General features: G+C 71.6%; 20 protein-coding genes and 1 tRNA gene. 16 read left to right on the forward strand and 5 right to left on the reverse strand.

What is annotated here, in order from left to right; genetic code table 11:
- Positions 1 to 7 precede the first annotated feature (7 nt).
- The 4 genes from ACI3EY_RS04260 to ACI3EY_RS04275 form a co-directional block, all read right to left on the reverse strand.
- Positions 8 to 847 (reverse strand): ABC transporter permease, encoded by an 840-nt coding sequence (locus ACI3EY_RS04260; protein WP_405035896.1) that lies wholly within the window; start codon positions 845 to 847, stop codon positions 8 to 10.
- The gene (locus ACI3EY_RS04265) at positions 847 to 1800 is read right to left on the reverse strand and encodes an ABC transporter ATP-binding protein (RefSeq protein WP_405035897.1); all 954 of its coding nucleotides are present in this window, start codon (positions 1798 to 1800) and stop codon (positions 847 to 849) included. The genes ACI3EY_RS04260 and ACI3EY_RS04265 overlap by 1 nt, the downstream gene beginning before the upstream one ends.
- 90 nt (positions 1801 to 1890) lie before the next feature.
- The gene (locus ACI3EY_RS04270) at positions 1891 to 3321 is read right to left on the reverse strand and encodes an aldehyde dehydrogenase family protein (RefSeq protein ID WP_405035898.1); all 1431 of its coding nucleotides are present in this window, start codon (positions 3319 to 3321) and stop codon (positions 1891 to 1893) included.
- 86 nt (positions 3322 to 3407) lie between these two features.
- A tRNA-Arg gene (locus tag ACI3EY_RS04275) sits at positions 3408 to 3479 on the reverse strand.
- Between the two features lie 85 nt (positions 3480 to 3564).
- On the opposite strand from ACI3EY_RS04275, the gene argS reads away from it, so the two are divergent.
- The 6 genes from argS (at position 3565) to prmC (ending at position 10859) form a co-directional block, all read left to right on the forward strand.
- A complete protein-coding gene (gene argS, locus ACI3EY_RS04280) occupies positions 3565 to 5226 on the forward strand; it encodes an arginine--tRNA ligase (protein WP_405035899.1) in 1662 nt (553 codons plus the stop codon).
- Between the two features lie 54 nt (positions 5227 to 5280).
- Positions 5281 to 6252, forward strand: a complete 972-nt coding sequence (locus ACI3EY_RS04285; RefSeq protein ID WP_405039517.1) for a homoserine dehydrogenase — start codon at positions 5281 to 5283, stop codon at positions 6250 to 6252.
- Between the two features lie 242 nt (positions 6253 to 6494).
- Complete coding sequence (rho, locus tag ACI3EY_RS04290; protein WP_405039518.1) at positions 6495 to 8504, forward strand: transcription termination factor Rho; 2010 nt, start codon at positions 6495 to 6497, stop codon at positions 8502 to 8504.
- Positions 8505 to 8611: 107 nt separating this feature from the next.
- The gene (gene rpmE / locus ACI3EY_RS04295; protein WP_405035902.1) at positions 8612 to 8827 is read left to right on the forward strand and encodes a 50S ribosomal protein L31; all 216 of its coding nucleotides are present in this window, start codon (positions 8612 to 8614) and stop codon (positions 8825 to 8827) included.
- Between the two features lie 86 nt (positions 8828 to 8913).
- Positions 8914 to 9999 carry a peptide chain release factor 1 gene (prfA, locus tag ACI3EY_RS04300; RefSeq protein ID WP_405035903.1) on the forward strand — a complete coding sequence of 362 codons (1086 nt, stop codon included), beginning with the start codon at positions 8914 to 8916 and terminating at the stop codon, positions 9997 to 9999.
- On the forward strand, positions 9996 to 10859 hold the full coding sequence (prmC, locus tag ACI3EY_RS04305) for a peptide chain release factor N(5)-glutamine methyltransferase (RefSeq protein ID WP_405039519.1): 864 nt from the start codon (positions 9996 to 9998) through the stop codon (positions 10857 to 10859). The genes prfA and prmC overlap by 4 nt, the downstream gene beginning before the upstream one ends.
- An 84-nt stretch (positions 10860 to 10943) precedes the next feature.
- Here the strand turns inward: prmC and ACI3EY_RS04310 are convergent, their stop codons facing one another.
- Entirely contained in the window at positions 10944 to 11072 is a 129-nt protein-coding gene (locus tag ACI3EY_RS04310) for a hypothetical protein (RefSeq protein ID WP_405035905.1), read from the reverse strand.
- 97 nt (positions 11073 to 11169) lie between these two features.
- Between ACI3EY_RS04310 and ACI3EY_RS04315 the strand changes: the two genes are divergently transcribed.
- From ACI3EY_RS04315 to atpA, 10 genes are all read left to right on the forward strand, one after another.
- Positions 11170 to 12054, forward strand: coding sequence for an L-threonylcarbamoyladenylate synthase (locus ACI3EY_RS04315; RefSeq protein ID WP_405039520.1), 885 nt, complete (start codon positions 11170 to 11172; stop codon positions 12052 to 12054).
- 10 nt (positions 12055 to 12064) lie between these two features.
- Positions 12065 to 13366: a serine hydroxymethyltransferase gene (locus tag ACI3EY_RS04320; RefSeq protein WP_405035907.1), complete on the forward strand. Its 1302-nt coding sequence runs from the start codon at positions 12065 to 12067 to the stop codon at positions 13364 to 13366.
- A gap of 51 nt (positions 13367 to 13417) precedes the next feature.
- Positions 13418 to 14527: a glycosyltransferase family 4 protein gene (locus tag ACI3EY_RS04325; protein ID WP_405035908.1), complete on the forward strand. Its 1110-nt coding sequence runs from the start codon at positions 13418 to 13420 to the stop codon at positions 14525 to 14527.
- 74 nt (positions 14528 to 14601) lie between these two features.
- Positions 14602 to 15111 (forward strand): hypothetical protein, encoded by a 510-nt coding sequence (locus tag ACI3EY_RS04330; RefSeq protein WP_405039521.1) that lies wholly within the window; start codon positions 14602 to 14604, stop codon positions 15109 to 15111.
- A 50-nt stretch (positions 15112 to 15161) separates the two neighbouring features.
- A complete protein-coding gene (locus ACI3EY_RS04335; RefSeq protein WP_405039522.1) occupies positions 15162 to 15356 on the forward strand; it encodes an AtpZ/AtpI family protein in 195 nt (64 codons plus the stop codon).
- A gap of 88 nt (positions 15357 to 15444) precedes the next feature.
- Positions 15445 to 16272: a F0F1 ATP synthase subunit A gene (gene atpB, locus ACI3EY_RS04340; protein ID WP_405035911.1), complete on the forward strand. Its 828-nt coding sequence runs from the start codon at positions 15445 to 15447 to the stop codon at positions 16270 to 16272.
- Positions 16273 to 16338: 66 nt separating this feature from the next.
- Positions 16339 to 16542 carry an ATP synthase F0 subunit C gene (locus ACI3EY_RS04345; RefSeq protein ID WP_405035912.1) on the forward strand — a complete coding sequence of 68 codons (204 nt, stop codon included), beginning with the start codon at positions 16339 to 16341 and terminating at the stop codon, positions 16540 to 16542.
- Positions 16543 to 16672: 130 nt separating this feature from the next.
- Positions 16673 to 17209 (forward strand): F0F1 ATP synthase subunit B, encoded by a 537-nt coding sequence (locus ACI3EY_RS04350; RefSeq protein ID WP_405035942.1) that lies wholly within the window; start codon positions 16673 to 16675, stop codon positions 17207 to 17209.
- Positions 17209 to 18030 carry a F0F1 ATP synthase subunit delta gene (locus ACI3EY_RS04355; RefSeq protein WP_405035913.1) on the forward strand — a complete coding sequence of 274 codons (822 nt, stop codon included), beginning with the start codon at positions 17209 to 17211 and terminating at the stop codon, positions 18028 to 18030. The genes ACI3EY_RS04350 and ACI3EY_RS04355 overlap by 1 nt, the downstream gene beginning before the upstream one ends.
- A gap of 74 nt (positions 18031 to 18104) precedes the next feature.
- Complete coding sequence (atpA, locus tag ACI3EY_RS04360; RefSeq protein WP_405035914.1) at positions 18105 to 19751, forward strand: F0F1 ATP synthase subunit alpha; 1647 nt, start codon at positions 18105 to 18107, stop codon at positions 19749 to 19751.
- The last annotated feature ends 34 nt before the right edge of the window (positions 19752 to 19785 follow it).

Here is a 19785-nt window from a genome sequence, read left to right on the forward strand (position 1 = left end):
GCCGACCTCAGGTCACGTCGCGCCGGCTGGTGAGCAGCCAGCCCAGGAAGGTCATCACCAGGGCGTACCCGAGCAGCGTCAGCGCACCCACCCACCAGGTGAGCGGGTCGTCGCCGCCGCCCAGGCTCTGGGCGGCACCGGGGTCGATCCCGGCGAACAGGTCGAGGGCGCTGGTGCTGGCCTGGCTCGGGAAGAACCGGGCCAGGTCGGCCAGGGCGTCGACGAAGGTGAGGCCCACCCCGAGCAGCGGCTCGACGAGCAGGGTCACCCCCACCCCCACGAAGAGCGCCACCACCTGGTTGGTGATCAGCACCCCCAGCCCGAAGCCCATCAGCCCCCAGAGGACCAGCACGAGCATCATCCGGGCGAAGGTGGCCGCCAGACCGGCGGGGTCGGGCAGCAGCGGGAGGTCCGCGGCTGCCAGTGTCGCGCCACCGCCCAGCAGGCTGCCGACCAGGAAGGCGACCGAGCTGATCAGCACGATGACGACCAGCGCGCTCACCTTGGCGGCGATCAGCCGACCGCGGCGGGGAGCGGACAGCAACGAGGAGGTGATGGTCTTGTGCCGGTACTCCCCGCTCATCGACAGGATGCCCAGCACCAGGGCCAGCAGATAGCCCATCTGCACGGCACCGGTGTAGACCAGCCGGGCGACGGCCTCGTCACCGAACAGCTCGGCCGGACGCACCAGCTCGCCGTCGGGACCGGGGAACTGTCCGATGACCGCGAGGAAGAGCCCCTGGAGGGCCGCGAAGGCGGCACCCAGGATCAGCATCGCCAGCGGCATCGACCAGGAGAGCCGGGTGGTGAAGTTCTTGCGCAGCTCGGCGCGGACCAACGAGATCATCAGGCGGCCTCCGTGCCGTTCGAGAGGTTGCGGTTGCGGTGCTCGGGCGACTCGGTGAGATCGAGGAAGAGCTGCTCCAGGTCGGTGCGCAGGGGGCGCAGCTCGTGCAGGGGGTGACCCGCGGCGTGCGCGACGTCGCCGATCCGGCTGAGGTCGTCCCCGGCGACCCGCAGGCCACCGTCCTCGGGCTCGACGCTCATCCCGGCCTCCTGCAGTGCGCGGGCCAGGCCCGCCGGGTCGGCGGTCCGCACCAGCGCGGCCGGGTCCCCGTGCAGCTCGTCCATGGTGCCGCGACGGACCAGGTGCCCGTTGGCGATGATGATGACGTCCTCGACGGTCTGCTCGACCTCAGCCAGCAGGTGCGAGCTGACCAGGACGGTCTTGCCCTGCTCCTGCGCCAGGTGGCGCATGAAGCCGCGCATCCACCGGATGCCCTCGGGGTCCAGCCCGTTGGCCGGCTCGTCCAGCAGCAGGACGTCGGGGTCACCCAGCAGGGCGGCGGCGAGACCGAGGCGCTGGCGCATCCCCATCGAGTAGTTGCCGGCCTTCTTGCGGGCGGCGCCAGGGATCCCCACCAGCTCCAGCAGCTCGTCGACACGGGAGTCGGGGATGTCGTGGCCGGCCGCCAGCACCCGCAGGTGGTTGCGGCCGCTGCGACCGGGGTGGAAGCCGGTGGCCTCCAGCGCGGCGCCGACCGTGCGCATCGGCTGCTCCAGGTCGGCATACCGGGACCCGCCGATCAGGGCCTGGCCGGAGGTCGGGCGGATGAGTCCCAGGAGCATCCGCAGGCTCGTGGTCTTGCCGGCTCCGTTGGGGCCCAGGAAGCCGGTGACCCGGCCCGGCGCGACCTCGAAGGTGAGGTCGTCGACCGCCCGGAAGGAGCCGAAGGTCTTGGAGAGGCCCTGCACGCTGATGCCGGTCCCCTGCCTCGGGGGCATGGCTGTCGTCGTCATGGCAAGAGTCAAACATCGCGGCAGGCCCTGGTGCATCGTCCCCAGGGCTGATCCTGGGGTGGGCCGGCTCCGTCACGGGGAGGAGGGACCTCAGCTCAGCCGCACCACCACGGTCTTGGTCCGGGTCAGGGCGGCAAGCGCCTCGATGCCCTTCTCGCGGCCGTAGCCCGAGTCCTTGACGCCACCGAAGGGGAGCTCGACGCCGCCTCCTGCGCCGAAGGTGTTGACGAAGACCTGACCGGCCTCCAGCCGCCCGGCCAACCGGTGGGCACGCGACAGGTCACGGGTCCAGAGCGCCGCCAGCAGGCCGTAGCGGGTGCCGTTGGCCAGGGCGAGGGCCTCCTCCTCGTCCTCGAAGGGGAGGGTGACCAGCACCGGGCCGAAGACCTCCTCCTGCGCGATCGGCTCCTGCGGGTCCACGCCGTCGATGAGGGTCGGCAGCCAGAACGACCCGGAGGCGAGGCGCTCGTCCTCGGGTGCCCCGCCCCCGACGACGACCTCGCCCCGTCGGACCCCGTCCACGTAGCCCCGGACCCGGTCCTGCTGGCGGGCCGAGACCAGCGGGCCCAGGTCGGGGTCGGTGAGCCCTGCCCCCAGCGAGGTGGCGGCGAAACGCTCGGCGAGGGCGGCGACCAGCTCCGCGCGGACGCTGGAGTGCACCACCAGCCGGGACCCGGCCGAGCAGGTCTGGCCGGCGTTCTGCAGGATGCTCCGGGTGATCGCGTCCGCCGCCACCTGCAGGTCGGCGTCGGCGAAGACGACGTGCGCGGACTTGCCGCCCAGCTCGAGCACGGTCGGCACCACCCGGTCGGCGGCGGCGTGGGCGATCAACGAGCCGGTCTCGGTGGACCCCACGAAGCCCAGGTGGGAGACCCCGGGGTGCGCGCACAGCGCGGCCCCCGCCTCTGCGCCCAGGCCGGGGACGACGTTGACCAGCCCGGCGGGCAGCCCCGCCTCGATGGCCAGCGCGCCGAGCGCGACCGCGGTCCGGGGCGTCTCGTCGGCGGGCTTGAGGACGATCGCGTTCCCGGTGGCGACGGCGGCCGCCACCGACCGGGAGGCGAGCTGGAGCGGGTAGTTCCAGGCCACGATGTTGCCGACGACCCCGTAGGGCTCGTGCCGGGTGTAGACGTGCGTGTCCGGGCCCAGCGGGATGGTCTGGCCGTAGTGGGCCTCGATGACGCGGCCGTAGAAGCGGAAGTAGCGGGCCGCGACGGTCGCGTCGGCCCGGGCCTGGCTCAGCGGCTTCCCGGTGTCCTGGGACTCCGTGCGGGCCAGCTGCTCGCGGTCCCGGTCGACCAGGTCGGCCAGCCGGGCCAGCGCGTCCGCGCGCTGCTCGGTGGGCACCGCGGCCCACCCAGGCTGGGCGGCGGTCGCGGCCTGCACGGCCTGGTCCACCTCGGCGGGGCCGTTGCGGGCGACGGTGCCGATGAGGCTGCCGTCGGCAGGGTCGAGGTTGTCGTAGGTGCGCTGGGCCGGGAGGCTCTCGCCGCCGACGAGCGCCAAGGTGGGCGACGTCATGGGGATCACCGTATGCCGTGCGATGGTCCGGGTCGCCACGGGCGGGGCCTCGGTGTCACCGGCGCCGGCCTCGGAACGAGGATGGGCGCCCCCGGCAGGATTCGAACCTGCGCTCCCGCCTCCGGAGGGCGGTGCTCTATCCCCTGAGCTACGGGGGCAACAGCGAGAAACTCTAGCAGTCGGGCGCTCGCAGGCCACAATCCGTGTGCGGACCCCCGACGGCCCGCCCCTAGACTGGACCGAGTGACCCCCGAACAGCTCGCTGAAGCGATCCATGCCGTTCTCGCCGCGGCGGCCGACGACGGCGACCTCCCGCTGGCGCGCCAGGACGTCCCGCCGGTCGAGCGGCTGCGGGTGGAGCGCCCCCGGAGCCGGGAGCACGGCGACTGGTCCAGCAACGTCGCCCTGCAGCTGGCCAAGACGGCCGGTATGCCGCCGCGACAGCTCGCGGAGCTGGTGGCGCAGGGGCTGGAACGGACCTCGGGGATCTCCGCCGTGGAGGTCGCCGGGCCGGGCTTCCTGAACATCAGCCTGGACGCCGCGAGTGCGGGCGGGCTCGCCCGCACCATCGTCGAGGCGGGGGAGACCTTCGGCCGGAACACCTCGATGGCTGGTCGCACGATCAACCTGGAGTTCGTCTCGGCGAACCCCACCGGACCGCTGCACATCGGGCATACCCGCTGGGCCGCCCTGGGGGACGCGCTGCACCGGCTCTTCGTGGCCTGCGGGGCCGCGGTCACGGCGGAGCACTACACCAACGACGCGGGTGCCCAGATGGGCAAGTTCGCCGCCTCGATCCTGGCCCGCGCCCGGGGCACCGAGGTGCCCGAGGGTGGCTACCCCGGCGAGTACGTCGACGAGCTCGCGGCGCAGCTGATGGCCGAGCGGCCCGACCTGCTGGAGCTGGACGAGGACGCGGCCCTGCAGGTATGCCTGGAGCGGGGCTACGCCCTGCAGATGGCCCAGATCGAGGGGACCCTGGCCGACTTCCACGTGCACTTCGACGTGTGGTTCAGCGAGCGGACCCTGCACGAGAGCGGGGCCGTCGGCCAGGCTGTCGAGCGGCTGCGCGAGCAGGGCCACGTCTACGACGCGGACGGGGCGATCTGGCTGCGCACGACGACCTTCGGCGACGACAAGGACCGGGTGCTGGTCCGGGCCAACGGGCAGCCCACCTACTTCGCCGCCGACTGCGCCTACTACCTGTCCAAGAAGGACCGCGGCTTCACCGAGAAGGTGTACATGCTCGGCGCGGACCACCACGGCTACGTGGGTCGGCTCAAGGCGATCGCGGCCTGCGCGGGGGACGACCCCGAGGTCAACATCGAGGTGCTGATCGGCCAGCTCATCAACATCCGGGGCGAGCGGATGGGCAAGCGCCGGGGGAACGCCATCTTCCTGGTCGACCTGCTGGAGTGGATCGGCGCCGACCCGGTCCGCTACAGCCTGGGACGCTACCCGGCGGACAGCCCGCTGGACCTGGACGGGGAGGAGCTGCGCAAGCGCACCAACGACAACCCCGTCTTCTACGTGCAGTACGCGCACGCCCGCACCTGCAACGTGGCCCGGCTGGCCGCCGAGGACGGGGTCGACCACACCCAGGGCTTCGACCCCTCGTTGCTCGAGCACCCCACCGAGTCGGTGCTGCTCGCCGCGCTCGGGGACTTCCCGCGGGTGGTGGCCCAGTCGGCCCAGCTGCGCGAGCCGCACCGCGTCGCGCGCTACCTGGAGGACCTGGCCGGACACTTCCACAAGTGGTACGACGAGTGCCGGGTCCGGCCGACCAGCGCCGACGAGCAGATCACCGACCTGCACCGGTCCCGGCTGTGGCTGAACCTGGCCACCCGTCAGGTCCTCGCCAACGGCCTCGGCCTGCTCGGGGTCGGCGCGCCGCACCGCATGTAGCCCCGCACCGTCCGCACGCCCGGCAGCTGCTGCCCGAACCCCTGGAGCGTCCCCGTGGTCCCCTCCCTCCCGCCCCTGCGGCTGGCCCTGCTCGGTGCCGGCACCGTCGGATCCGCCGTCGCCCACCGGTTGCACGAGCGCCGTCAGCGGTATGCCGACGCCCTGGGACGCCCGCTGGAGCTGGCCGGGGTCGCCGTCCGGGACACCGGCCGGGACCGGCCGGGGATCGACCCGGCTCTGCTGACCTCCGACGCCGCCGCCCTGGCCGCGCGGGCGGACGTGGTGGTCGAGGTGATGGGCGGCCTCGAGCCGGCCGGTGAGCTGATCGGGTCCGCGCTGCGGCGAGGGGCCCAGGTCGTCACCGCGAACAAGCAGCTGATCGCCCGCCGTGGTCCCGAGCTGGAGGCCCTCGCGGCGCAGGCCGGGGGCGGGCTGCACTACGAGGCGGCGGTGATGGCGGCCGTGCCCGTGCTGGCGGTGGTCCGGGAGGCGCTCGCCGGGGACGAGGTGCTCGGCATCCGGGGTGTCGTCAACGGCTCCACCAACTACGTGCTCGACCTGGTCGCCCGGGAGGGGGTCCCCTTCGCCGACGCGGTCCGGCAGGCCGGCGAGCTCGGCTACCTGGAGGCCGACCCCACCGAGGACCTGGAGGGCCTGGACGCCGCTGCGAAGATCGTGATCCTGGCGCGGGCCGCATGGGGGCTGCCGGTCGCCCTGGAGGACGTCGCGGTGACCGGGATCTCGGGGCTCACGGACGCGGACTTCGCGGGCGCGGCCGGACGGGACGAGGTGCTGAAGCTGGTGGCCACCGCCACCCGCGACGACCAGCGAGGGGTCCGGGTCGAGGTGGCCCCCCGCTCCCTGCCCCTGCAGGACCCGCTGGCGCAGGTGCGCGGCGGCACCAACATCCTGGAGGTCGACGCCGTCTCGGCCGGGCCGCTACGCCTCGTCGGGGCCGGTGCCGGTGGTGAGGAGACCGCCTCGGCGGTGCTGGGTGACGTCCTGCGGGCCGCCCGCCGCTGCTGAGGCCGTGGCCGGGGGGCCGGGACGCGAGCGCGCCCATGTTATGTTGAAGATGCTTCGTGACGAGCAGCCGTCTTCGCTGATCTGCTCCGAGGCACTCCACGCACGGGCCTTCGGCCTCCGCGACGTACCTTGCAGGCCGCTCGTCCGGCTGTCCCCGTGTTGAGTCCGACCGTGGTGCATCTGTGCACCGCACACACCTGAGACCCCACATCCGGTTTCGACCGAGGGGGAAGGAATCCCACGTGACTGAGATCACCGACGCTGCCGCGACCCGTACCGGGTCGCTCAGCACCCTCCGCCTGGCCGAGCTGCAGGAGCTCGCGTCCGGCCTGGGTATCACCGTGAACCCCAAGATGCGCAAGGCCGACCTGGTGTCCGCCATCCGCGAGCGCCGTGGCGGGGCCCCGAGCACCGACCAGAACGGTGCCGGTGCGAGCGACACCACCGTGCCCGACACCACCGCGCCCGACACCACTGCGAGCGGCACGACCGCGCCCGACACCACCACGACCGGGTCGGCCCCCGACGACGCGCAGGGTGGCCTGGAGGCCGCTCTGGACCGCGCCCAGGCCGAGCGCGACGAGTCCTCCCAGGGCCGCACCCGGACCCGTCGCAGCCGGCGTGCCGGCTCCGGTGCCGGCGCCCCGCGCTCGGGTGGGAGTGAGGAGCAGCAGCCCGCCGCCGGGCGCGAGCAGGCCCCGCAGCAGGACGACCGGCAGGGCCAGGACGACCAGCAGGGCCAGGACGACCGGCAGCAGGACGGGGAGCGCGGTCGCCAGGACGACCGTCAGCCGCGCGAGGACCGTCAGCCGCGCGAGGACCGTCAGCCGCGCGAGGACCGCCAGCCCCGTGAGGACCGTCGCCGGGAGAACGACAGCGACGACCGCGGTGGTGACCAGAACCAGGGTCAGGGTGGTCGCGACGACGACGGTGAGGACGACCGCCGCGGGCGCCGCCGCAACCGGAACCGGAACCGGGACCGCAAGCGCGGTCGTGGCCAGCCGGGCGGCCAGCCGGGTCAGCCGGGTCAGTCCAGCCAGCAGGACGAGGAGGGCTACTCCGAGGAGGACGTGCTCGTCCCCGTCGGTGGTGTGCTCGACCTGCTCGACAGCTACGCCTTCATCCGCACCACCGGCTATCTGCCCGGCCCCAGCGACGTGTACGTGCCGCTGGGCATGGTCAAGAAGCACGGGCTGCGCAAGGGCGACGCCGTCGTCGGTGCGATCAAGGCCCCGCAGGACGGCAGCGAGATCGGTCAGCACACCGTCTCCTCCACCGGCAACAAGCGGGACCGCAGCAAGTTCAGCGCGTTGGTGCGCCTGGACACGGTCAACGGCCAGCCGGCGGAGCAGGGCCGCCGCCGTCCCGACTTCTCCAGTCTGACCCCGCTCTACCCGCAGGAGCGGCTGCGTCTGGAGACGGAGCAGAAGAACGTCACCACCCGCGTCATCGACCTGGTGTCGCCCATCGGCAAGGGGCAGCGCGGCCTCATCGTCTCCCCTCCCAAGGCGGGCAAGACGATGGTCATGCAGGCGATCGCCAACGCGATCAGCACCAACAACCCCGAGGTGCACCTGATGATCGTCCTGGTGGACGAGCGCCCGGAGGAGGTCACCGACTTCCAGCGCAGCGTCAAGGGCGAGGTCATCTCCTCCACCTTCGACCGCCCGGCGAGCGACCACACCATGGTCGCCGAGCTGGCGATCGAGCGGGCCAAGCGTCTGGTTGAGCTGGGCCAGGACGTGGTCGTGCTGCTGGACGGCATCACCCGCCTGGGCCGGGCCTACAACCTGGCCGCCCCCGCGTCGGGCCGGATCCTGTCCGGTGGTGTCGACTCGGCCGCCCTCTACCCGCCCAAGAAGTTCTTCGGTGCGGCCCGCAACATCGAGGAGGGTGGCTCGCTCACCATCCTGGCGACCGCCCTGGTGGAGACCGGCTCCAAGATGGACGAGGTCATCTTCGAGGAGTTCAAGGGCACCGGCAACATGGAGCTCAAGCTCTCCCGCCACCTGGCCGACCGCCGGACCTTCCCGGCCGTCGACGTCAACGCCTCGGGCACCCGACGTGAGGAGATCCTCATGTCCGCCGAGGAGCTCAAGATCATGTGGAAGCTCCGTCGCGTCCTCTCGGCCCTCGACCAGCAGCAGGGAATCGAGCTGCTGCTCAACCGGTTGAAGAAGACGAAGCACAACTACGAGTTCCTCACCCAGGTCCAGCAGACCAGCTCTGCCGGCCTGGACGACGACGACTGACCCGAGCATCCGGCTCGGCGCTGTAGAATTTTCGCCTCGGCCCACCGGTTCACGTCGACGCAGGACGCGTCGGCGACCCGGGGACATCGCCACCTCTAGGAGACACCATGCAGAAGAACATCCACCCGGAGTACGTCGAGACCCAGGTCAGCTGCACCTGCGGCGCGACGTTCACCACCCGCAGCACCGAGACCTCCGGCAAGATGAGCGCCGACGTCTGCTCGAACTGCCACCCCTTCTACACGGGCAAGCAGAAGATCATGGACACCGGTGGCCGCGTCGCCCGCTTCCAGCAGCGCTACGGCAAGAAGGCCGACCAGTAGGACCTGCATGACGCCGGCCCCGCGAACGACTTCGCGGGGCCGGCGTTCGCCGTTCCCGCCCCCACCTCCGACGAAGGCTGAGCACCATGTTCGAGTCCGCCCGGCCCCAGCTCGCCGAGCACGCCGACATCGAGCGCCAGCTCGCGGACCCGGCCGTGCACGGTGACCCGACGGCGCTGCGCCGCCTGAACAAGCGGTATGCGGCGCTCGGGACCACGGTGGCGGCATACCGGGCGTGGGAGGTGGCGACCGGTGACCTGGAGGCGGCCCGGGAGCTGTCCGCCGAGGACCCGACGTTCGCCGAGGAGCTGCCCGCGCTGGAGCGCCGCACCGAGGAGGCCGCGCAGCGGTTGCGCCGCCAGCTGGTGCCCCGGGACCCGGACGACGACCGGGACGTGATCCTCGAGGTCAAGGCGGGGGAGGGGGGCGAGGAGTCCGCGCTGTTCGCCGGCGACCTGGTGCGGATGTACCTGCGCTACGCCGAGCGGCGCGGATGGCGCACCCGGCTGCTGGACGCCACCGCGTCCGACCTGGGCGGGTACAAGGACGCCCGGGTGTCCGTCGCCGCCACCGGCGCCCCCGGCCCCGGGGAGGCACCCTGGGCCCGGCTCAAGTACGAGGGCGGGGTGCACCGGGTGCAGCGGGTGCCGGTCACGGAGAGCCAGGGCCGGGTGCACACCTCGGCCGCCGGGGTGCTCGTCATGCCGGACCTGGACGACGGCGAGGACACCGAGGTGGTGCTCGACCCGCACGACCTGAAGATTGACGTCTTCCGCAGCTCGGGTCCTGGCGGGCAGTCGGTCAACACCACCGACTCGGCGGTCCGGATCACCCACCTGCCCTCGGGCCTGGTGGTGTCCTGCCAGAACGAGAAGAGCCAGCTGCAGAACAGGGAGTCCGCCCTGCGGGTGCTCCGCGCCCGGCTGCACCAGATCGCCCTGGACGAGGCCGAGGCCGCCGCCAGCGAGGCGCGCCGCAGCCAGGTCCGGACGGTGGACCGCAGCGAGCGGATCCGGACCTACAACTTCGGCGAGAACCGGATCGCGGACCACCGGACCGGGTTCAAGGCCTACAACCTGGACCAGGTGCTGGACGGGGACCTCGACCCGGTCGTCCAGTCGGCGGTGGACGCCGACGAGGCGGCCCAGCTCTCCGCCGCGGGCGAGCCGTGAGCCTGGACGCCGAGGTTCGTGCGGGGACCGCGCTGCTGCAGGGCGCCGGGATCCGCAGCGCGCAGGTGGACGCCGAGCTGCTGCTGGCGCAAGTGCTGCGGATGGAGCCCGGCGAGCTGCGGCGCGCCCGGGTCCTCGGTGCCCCGGTCTCCGACGGTGACCGGAGGGCATACCAGGACCTCCTCGGGCGGCGTGCCGCCCGGGTGCCGCTGCAGCACCTCACCGGCAGCGCCCACTTCGCCGGTGTCGACCTGCTGGTGGGGCCGGGGGTGTTCGTGCCGCGTCCGGAGACCGAGGCGCTGGTCGCCCTGGCGCTGCAGGCGCTGGGCGAGACGTCAGCCCCCACGGTCGTGGACCTGTGCACGGGCAGCGGGGCGATCGCGCTCGCGCTCGCGCACGCCTTGCCCGGGGCGCGGGTGGGCGCCGTCGAGCTGTCCGTGGAGGCGCACCGGTATGCCGCCGCCAACGTCGCGGCCAGCGGGCTGACGGTGGACCTGCGGCTGGGCCGGGCGCAGGAGGCCTTCGGCGACTGGGCCGGCCAGGTGGACATGGTGGTGAGCAACCCGCCGTACATCCCCCCGGACGCGGTCCCGGTGGACGTGGAGGTGCGTGACCACGACCCCGAGCTGGCGCTCTACGGCGGCGGTGCGGACGGTCTGCTGGTGCCCCGCGAGGTGGCGGCGCGGGCCGCCCACCTGCTGCGCCCGGGCGGTGTGCTGCTGATGGAGCACGCCGACGTGCAGGGTGAGGAGCTCACCGGGCTGCTGCGGGGTCAGGGTTGGGAGCAGGTGCGCGACCACCCGGACCTGAACGGCCGGCCGCGGGTGGCCCGGGCGCAGCGGGCGGCTGCCGCCGGATGAGTCCGGACACGCCACGACCTGAGCCCGGACACGCCACGACCCCCGGCGCGGACGCCGGGGGTCGTGGTCGGGTGATGCCTGTGATCAGAAGATGAAGATCAGCAGCGCGATGATCAGCAGGATGCCGACGATGGTCCAGATGAGGCCGCTTCCGCGCATGTGAATCGCTCCTTCGTGTGTGCGCGGACACCAGGGAGTGTCCGCATCGGCCACCCACTGAACTCGTTCGGGGTGCCGAACGCAACTCGAATCGCCCCGCCCCACCCCGTGGGATGATGAGCGGCGTCACCACGAACCGGGAGGAACTCCTATGCCAGGCCCGTCGCCGCTGCAGGAACGGCTGCTCGACTGCACCGACGAGGAGACCACCCAGGCCTCCGTGCAGCGTGCCGCCGACGTGGTCCGCGAGGGCCGGGTGGTGGTGCTGCCCACCGACACCGTGTACGGGGTCGGCGCCGACGCCTTCGACGTGGTGGCGGTCGCCATGGTGCTGGCGGCCAAGCACCGCGGCCGCGAGATGCCGCCGCCGGTCCTGGTGCCGAACCCGCGCACCGTGGACGGGCTGGCGACCGGGGTGCCGATGTACGCCCGCATCCTGATGCGCCAGTTCTGGCCGGGGCCGCTCACGCTGGTGCTGCAGGCCCAGCCCTCGCTGCAGTGGGACCTGGGGGAGACCAACGGCACGGTGGCGCTGCGGATGCCGGAGGACGACGTCGCGCTGGCGCTGCTCGCGGAGGTGGGGCCGATGGCCGTGACCAGCGCCAACGTCACCGGCCAGCCGGCCGCCACCACCGCGCAGGACGCGATGGAGCAGCTCGGCGGCGCGGTCAGCGCATACCTGGACGGGGGAGCGCGCACCGGGGGTGAGCCCTCGACGATCCTGGACTGCACCGGCGCCGAGCCCGTCGTGCTGCGCCTGGGGGCCCTGTCGGGCGAGCGGTTGCGCGAGGTGCTCGGAGCCACCCCCCTGCACGACAGCCCCGCCGCGGCGGAGGCCGCTGCCGCCGCGGGCGCCGTGACCGACGACCCCGCGAGCGAGGAGGCGGGCGACGCCCCCACGGACGAGGAGGCGGGCGACGAGCCGGGCTCGGCGCTGCTGCTCGGCTCGGTCACGGCGAGCGGGCTCACCGTGCCCGCCGAGGCGGTCCGGCTCGTCCGGTCGCCCAGCGGTCCGCAGCAGGTGCCCACCCCCTAGGGTGGTGCCCATGTCGACGCCCGTGCACCCGGAGACCTACTACGGCCCGTCCTTCGGCGCCCTGCTCGAGCAGGACCCCCAGATCGCCGAGCTGCTCGTCACCGAGCTGGACCGGCAGCGGGCCGGGCTCCAGCTCATCGCCAGCGAGAACCAGACCAGCCCGGCGGTGCTCGCCGCACTCGGGTCGACGCTGTCCAACAAGTACGCCGAGGGATACCCGGACGCGCGCTACTACGGAGGCTGCGTCGAGGTCGACAAGGTCGAGAAGCTGGCGCTCGCCCGCGCCACGGAGCTCTTCGGCGCCGACCACGCCAACGTCCAGCCGCACTCGGGCGCCAGTGCCAACCAGGCGGTCTACGGCGCGTTCGCCTCGCCCGGCGACACCATCCTGGCGATGTCGCTGGACCACGGCGGCCACCTCACCCACGGTTTCAAGGTCAGCTTCTCCGGCAAGTGGTTCAACGCCGTGCACTACGGGGTCGACGCGGACACCGAGAACATCGACTACGACCAGGTCGAGGCGCTGGCCAGGGAGCACCGGCCCAAGATCATCCTGGCCGGCGGCTCCGCCATCCCGCGGCTGATCGACTTCGCGCGCTTCCGGGCGATCGCCGACGAGGTGGGGGCCATCTTCTGGGTCGACGCCGCGCACTTCATCGGGCTGGTGGCCGGGGGCGTCATCCCCTCCCCGGTCCCGCACGCGGACGTGGTGTCCTTCACCACCCACAAGGTGCTGCGCGGTCCACGCGGCGGGGCCATCGTGTGCCGCGAGGAGCACGCCAAGAAGATCGACCGGGCCGTCTTCCCGATGATGCAGGGCGGACCGTTGATGCATGCGGTGGCCGCGAAGGCCGTCAACTTCGCCGAGTGCATGACCCCGGCCTACCGGTCCTACGCCCAGCAGGTGCTGGACAACGCGGCGGCGCTGGCCGCGGGGCTGGACGCGCGGGGGATCCGGCCGATCACCGGCGGCACCGACACCCACCTGTCGCTGCACGACCTGCGCGGGGTGGGCGTCAGCGGCCGGGACGCCGAGGCCCGCTGCGACGCGGCAGGCATCGTGCTCAACAAGAACGCGATCCCCTTCGACCCGGCCAAGCCCAACATCGCCTCCGGCATCCGGGTCGGCAGCCCCTCGGTCACCACCCAGGGGATGGGGGTGCCGCAGATGGAGGTCGTCGCGGACCTCATCCACCGGGCCGTCACCCAGGGAGACGGCGACCCGGAGCACGCGGTCGCGCGCGAGGTGCGCGCCCAGGTCACCGAACTGATGACCGCGCACCCGGCATACCCGGAGCCGTCGGCCGGCTGAGCCGCGGGCGACGCCGCACGGCGCCGGACCGACGGGAGGAGTGAGACACCTGTGCGCGAGTTCCTCATGGTCCTGCTGACCGCGGCCATCGTGACCTACCTGGCCACCCCGCTGGTGCGGCGGCTGGCGCTGCGCATCGGTGCGATCACCGCGGTCCGGGACCGGGACGTGCACTCGGTGCCGATCCCGCGCCTCGGGGGTCTGGCGATGCTCATCGGCTTCGCCGCCGCGGTGGTCCTGGGCTCCCAGCTGCCGTACCACGGGCAGCTCTTCGACGACACCCCCGCGCTCTACGGGGTGCTGGCGGGTGCCACCATCATCACCCTGCTGGGTGCGGTGGACGACGTGCGCGACCTGGACTGGCTCACCAAGCTGGCCGGGCAGGTGCTGGCCGGCGGGATCATGGCGTTCTACGGGGTGCGGCTGCTGTCGCTGCCCATCCTGGGCGTCACCGTGCTGCCCGAGCCGGTGATGGTGGCCCTCACCGTCCTGGTGGTGGTCATCTCGACCAACGCGGTGAACTTCATCGACGGGCTGGACGGCCTGGCCGCCGGGGTGGTCCTGATCGCGGCGTCGGCGTTCTTCGGCTGGTCCTACCTGGTGAGCCGGAACTTCGACCCACCCAACGTGTTCTCGGTCGCCACCTTCATCAGCGCCGCCCTGATCGGGGTATGCCTGGGGTTCCTGCCGCACAACTTCCACCCGGCCCGGCTCTTCATGGGTGACGCCGGGGCGCTGCTGCTCGGGCTGCTGCTGGCCGCGGCCACCATCTCGATGACCGGCTCGGTCGACCCCAACTCCTCGCTGGCCAGCGCCTCGGCGGCCACCGCGATCCTGCTCCCGCTGCTCATCCCGCTGGCCATCCTGGCGCTGCCCTTCCTGGACATCCTGCTCGCCGTGCTGCGCCGCACCCGGGCCGGGCAGCTGCCCTGGAAACCGGACCGGGGGCACCTGCACCACCGCCTGCTGGACATCGGGCACAGCCACCGTCGGGCGGTCGTCCTGCTCTACCTCTGGTCGCTGCTGATCGCGGCCGGCACGGTGTCCTTCGCCTTTCTGCCATCCTGGGTGTCCGCGGTCGGCATCGCGGTGCTGCTGGTGGTCGCCATCGCGCTCACCCGCCGCGCGGCACCTGTGACGGTCCCGCACCCGCCGCGCTAAGCCGCGGACCTGCAGGTTCGCAGCCCTCGACCTGCTTGTGATAACTTTCACAAGCGCCCGTTTCCCATCCCGCGATGAGTGAGCACCCGATGACGACCACCGCGACCGCAGCGTCGGCCCGACCGGACATCCGGCAGCGCCCGACCCTGCTGATGCTGCGGTGGTCCGTGCTACCCACCCTGACGGTCGCCCCCGTGATAGCCCTGGTGACCTGGGCCATGACCGACCTGGTGACCGGTGCCTCGGTCCTGGTGGGTGCGGTCCTCTCGGTCCTCGTCTTCGCCCTCGGTGTGGTGGCGGTGCGAGGGTTGCTCTCCGGGCCCGGGGCCGGCGCGATGGCCGGGGCGTTCGCCGTGCTCTTCGCCCAGCTCGGTCTGACCCTCGGTGCTTTCCTGCTCGTGGACCGGGCCAGTCCTCTGGAGACGGTCGTCGTGGGCGTGTCCTTCGTCCTGGTCGGCATCGTGTTCCAGGGCGGGCTCGCCGTCGGTGCGCTGCGGGCACGGATCACCCTGACTACCGCGGGAGTCGAGGATGGTAGCGTCCGGCGGGACGTCGACGAGGATGCTGAGGTGAGTGAGGAATGAGCGAGCGTCCCACCTCCTCTGCGCCTCGGGACGACCACGAGACGAGTGTCATGGGTCAGTTCTCCCAGGGTGTCGGCCCGGCCCACTCCGTGCTGGCCTACCTGCTCGCAGGTCCGCTGGCCTTCGGCCTCATCGGTTGGGGCCTGGACAACTGGTGGGGGACGTCCTTCTTGGGCGTGGTCGGCATGCTGTCCGGTATGGGTCTGGCGTTCTACGTCATCTGGCTCCGGTACGGTAGGGCATGACGCCGATCCCCGTCGCCTGGCTGTGTCCACCGGTCACCGGCGTCACCCCGCACCACCTCGACTCCCCTTCCCTGCGTGAGGAGCAGCAGTGAGCCTGATCGCCCCAGCGGGCCCGACGTCCGCGGCCGTGCTGGCCGCAGACTTCCCGCCCACCCCCGGGACCTTCTGGCAACCCTGGGTCGTCTTCGGCGAGGTCCAGCTGTTCGGCCTGGACGTCACTCTGGCCATCACCCGGCCGATGGTGGTGCTGACCCTGAGCATGGTGCTCATCGGGCTCTGGCTGCACCTGACCACGAGGCGGGTGGCCACTGTGCCGGGCAAGGGCCAGTGGCTCACCGAGCAGGTGCACGGGTTCGTCCGCAACGGTGTGGCACGGGACATGATCGGTAGCCAGCACTACCTGCCGTACGTGCCCTTCTTGTTCAGCCTGTTCGTGGTGATCCTCTTCAACAACTGGGCGGGGATCATCCCGCCGGTCAACCTTCCGACCTTCGGACGGGTAGGGATGGCGATCGCCCTGGTGCTGATCGTCTACGTGCTCTACCACGCCATCGGTTTCCGTCGGCACGGTTTCGTGGGCTACTTCAAGTTCATGGTGCCGGCCGGACTGCCCGTCCTCGTCGTGCCCTTCGTCTTCATCCTCGAGCTGATGACGTTCTTCATCACCCGCCCGCTGACCCTGTCGCTGCGACTGTTCGGCAACATGTTCGCCGGACACATGCTGGTGCTGGTGGTGACGCTCGGAGCCTGGGAGCTGTTCACCTCCGGCGGACTGATGACGCTGCTGGCCTTCCCGACCTGGATCGGTGCGCTGCTGGTCTTCGTCTTCGAAGCCCTCATCCAGGCGATCCAGGCCTACGTCTTCATCCTGTTGACCGCGTCGTACATCGGCGCCGCACTGGCTGACGACCACTGACCCTTCCGACCACCGATCGACCCTGGCTCCACCCGCACAGGGACAACACAGAGAGAGAGACACACAATGACCGGTGACATCACCCTTCTCGGTTACGGCCTCGCGACCCTGGGCCCGGCCATCGCCGTGGGCATGATCTTCGCGGCGTACCTCAACGGGGTCGCCCGCCAGCCCGAGGCGGCACCCATGCTGCGTCCGTTCACCATCGTCGGCTTCGCCGCCGCCGAGGCCCTGGCCATCCTGGGCTTCGTGCTCTTCTTCATCGCTTGATCGACTGCCCCACCGGTCGGCGTCGCGTGCTGCGGTCGGTCCGGAGAACGAGGAGATAACTGTGCAGCTTGTAGCTGAGCTTGCCGGGGTGTCGGTGCTGGCGTCCGCGTCGGACTACCCCGAGTACGCGATGAGCCCGATCCTGCCCTACATCCCGGAGCTCGTCTTCGCGGTGGTGGCCTTCCTCATCTTCTACGTGTTCATCCGGAGGGTCATCTCCCCCCGGTTGGAGCAGGTGTACGCCGACCGCACCGCCGCTATCGAAGGCGGTATGGAGAAGGCGGAGAAGGCCCAGGCCGAGGCCGAGGCGGCACGCCGCCAGTACGAGGATCAGCTGGCCGACGCCCGGTCCGAGGCCGCCCGCATCCGCGAGCACGCCAAGGAGCAGGGCGCCGAGATCATCGCCGAGATGCGCCAGCAGGCCTCTGCTGAGGCGGCCCGCATCACCGAGACCGCGCACAAGCAGATCGAGGCCGAACGCCAGCAGGCGATGGTCCAGCTGCGTGGTGAGATCGGACAGATCTCGACCGACCTCGCGAGCAAGATCGTCGGAGAGTCGCTCGAGCAGGAGGCGCGTCAACGCGGCATCATCGACCGCTTCCTGGCTGACCTGGACTCCGGTGCCGTCCAGCCGGAGAAGCTCGGCGTCGGCGAGCAGGGACGCTGATGGACAGCGCCTACCGTCGCGCCTACCACAGTGCCCACGAGGCGCTGGGACAGGCGTTGGCGCACGACGGCGGCAGCATCGACCCGGCGCGCCTGGCTGACGAGGTGTGGGCGGTGGCGCGTCTCGTCGACGGCAACGCGGCCCTGCGCCGCAGCCTGGCCGACCCGTCCCGGGAGGGCTCCGACCGTGCCTCGCTGGCGGAGAAGGTCCTCGCCGGGAAGGTGAGCCACGGCACGGTGCACGTCGTCAAGGGCGTCGTCGCGCAGCGGTGGTCCGACCCCGGCGCGGTAGGCACCGCGCTGCAGCGGCTCGGGGTCGAGAGCCAGCTCGAGCATGCCGAGCGGCACGGTCGGCTGACCCAGGTCGAGGACGAGCTGTTCCGGTTCAGCCGGATCGTCGAAGGCACGCCCGACCTGCAGGCCGCGCTCAGCGACCGGCGGGCACAGGACTCGGCCAAGCGCTCGCTCGTCGAGCGGCTGCTCTCGATCAAGGCCGCGCCGGAGACGGTGAGCCTGGCCGTCCAGGCGGTGGCCGGGCTCCGCGGCGCGCGCTTCGACCGAAGCCTTCGGGCCTTCCTGGAGCAGGCGTCCGAGCGCCAGCAGCAGGTGAACGCGGTGGTGACCAGCGCCATACCCCTGACCGAGGCCCAGCTCGAGACGCTCCGGTCCGCGCTCAGCCGGCAGTACGGCCGCCAGGTCCACACCAACGTCGTCATCGACAGTGATGTCGTCGGTGGCATCCGGGTCGAGATCGGCGACGAGGTCGTCGACGGCACCATCAGCCACCGGCTGGCCGAGGCCCACCGCCGGATGACCGGCTGAGCAGTGCCCACCCACCACACCCCCACAGCACCGGCCCCGCACCCAGTCCAGGGCCACGACGAGGAGAAGACACCATGACGGAGCTTTCGATCCGTCCCGAGGAGATCCGGGACGCTCTGGACCAGTTCGTCCAGTCCTACGAGCCGGGCGCCGCCTCCCGTGAGGAGGTCGGGCGTGTAGCCGATGCCAGCGACGGCATCGCGCACGTCGAGGGCCTGCCCTCGGTGATGACGAACGAGCTGCTCGAGTTCGAGGACGGCACCCTCGGCCTGGCGCTCAACCTCGACGTCCACGAGGTCGGCGTCATCGTGCTCGGCGACTTCTCCGGGCTGGAGGAGGGCCAGGCCGTGCGGCGCACCGGTGAGGTGCTCTCCGTCGCCGTGGGCGACGGCTACCTCGGCCGCGTGGTCGACCCGCTCGGCCAGCCGATCGACGGCCTGGGCGAGATCGAGACCGAGGCACGTCGCGCCCTGGAGCTGCAGGCCCCCGGCGTGATGGCACGCAAGTCGGTGCACGAGCCGCTGCAGACCGGCATCAAGGCCATCGACGCCATGATCCCCGTCGGTCGTGGCCAGCGGCAGCTGATCATCGGTGACCGCCAGACCGGCAAGACCGCGGTGGCGATCGACACCATCCTGAACCAGAAGGAGAACTGGGAGTCCGGGGACCCGGACAAGCAGGTGCGCTGCATCTACGTCGCGATCGGTCAGAAGGGTTCGACGATCGCCTCGGTGCGCAGCACCCTGGAGGAGAACGGCGCGCTGGACTACACCACCATCGTCGCCGCTCCGGCCTCCGACGCCGCCGGCTTCAAGTACCTGGCCCCCTACACCGGTTCGGCCATCGGCCAGCACTGGATGTACGACGGCAAGCATGTCCTGATCGTCTTCGACGACCTGTCGAAGCAGGCGGAGGCCTACCGCGCCGTGTCCCTGCTGCTGCGGCGTCCGCCGGGGCGCGAGGCATACCCGGGTGACGTCTTCTACCTGCACTCGCGGCTGCTGGAACGTTGCGCGAAGCTGTCCGACGAGCTGGGGGCCGGGTCGATGACGGGGCTGCCGATCATCGAGACCAAGGCTGGTGACGTGTCGGCCTACATCCCGACGAACGTCATCTCCATCACCGACGGCCAGATCTACCTCCAGGCGGACCTGTTCAACTCCAACGTCCGTCCCGCGATCGACGTCGGCGTCTCGGTGTCCCGTGTCGGCGGTGCCGCCCAGGTGAAGGCGATGAAGTCGGTCTCCGGCCGCCTGAAGGTCGACCTCGCGCAGTTCCGCGAGATGGAGGCCTTCGCCATGTTCGCCTCCGACCTGGACGACGCGTCGAAGGCGCAGCTGGCCCGCGGTGTCCGGATGGTGGAGATCCTGAAGCAGCCGCAGTCGTCCCCGGTGTCGGTCGAGAACCAGGTGGCGATCATCTGGGCCGGCACCAACGGCCACATCGACGAGATCCCCGTCAGCGACGTGCGTCGTTTCGAGTCGGAGTGGGTCGACTACCTGGGCCGTGAGCAGAAGGGTCTGCTCGACGGGATCCGGGAGACCGGCAAGCTCGGTGACGACACCACGGCGGCGCTGGGTGAGGCGATGAGCGCCTTCAAGAAGGAGTTCACCCCTGACGACAGCCACGAGATCCATGCCAGCGACGAGGACGAGGACGACGTCGAGGCGATGGACAGCGGGGACGTCGACCAGGAGCAGCTCACCGTCAAGCGCGGCTGACGCCGCGCACCACCAGACCACCAGCGAAGACGGG

Source organism: Serinicoccus shuyuelongi (assembly GCF_045032955.1).
GTDB lineage: Bacteria > Actinomycetota > Actinomycetes > Actinomycetales > Dermatophilaceae > Ornithinicoccus.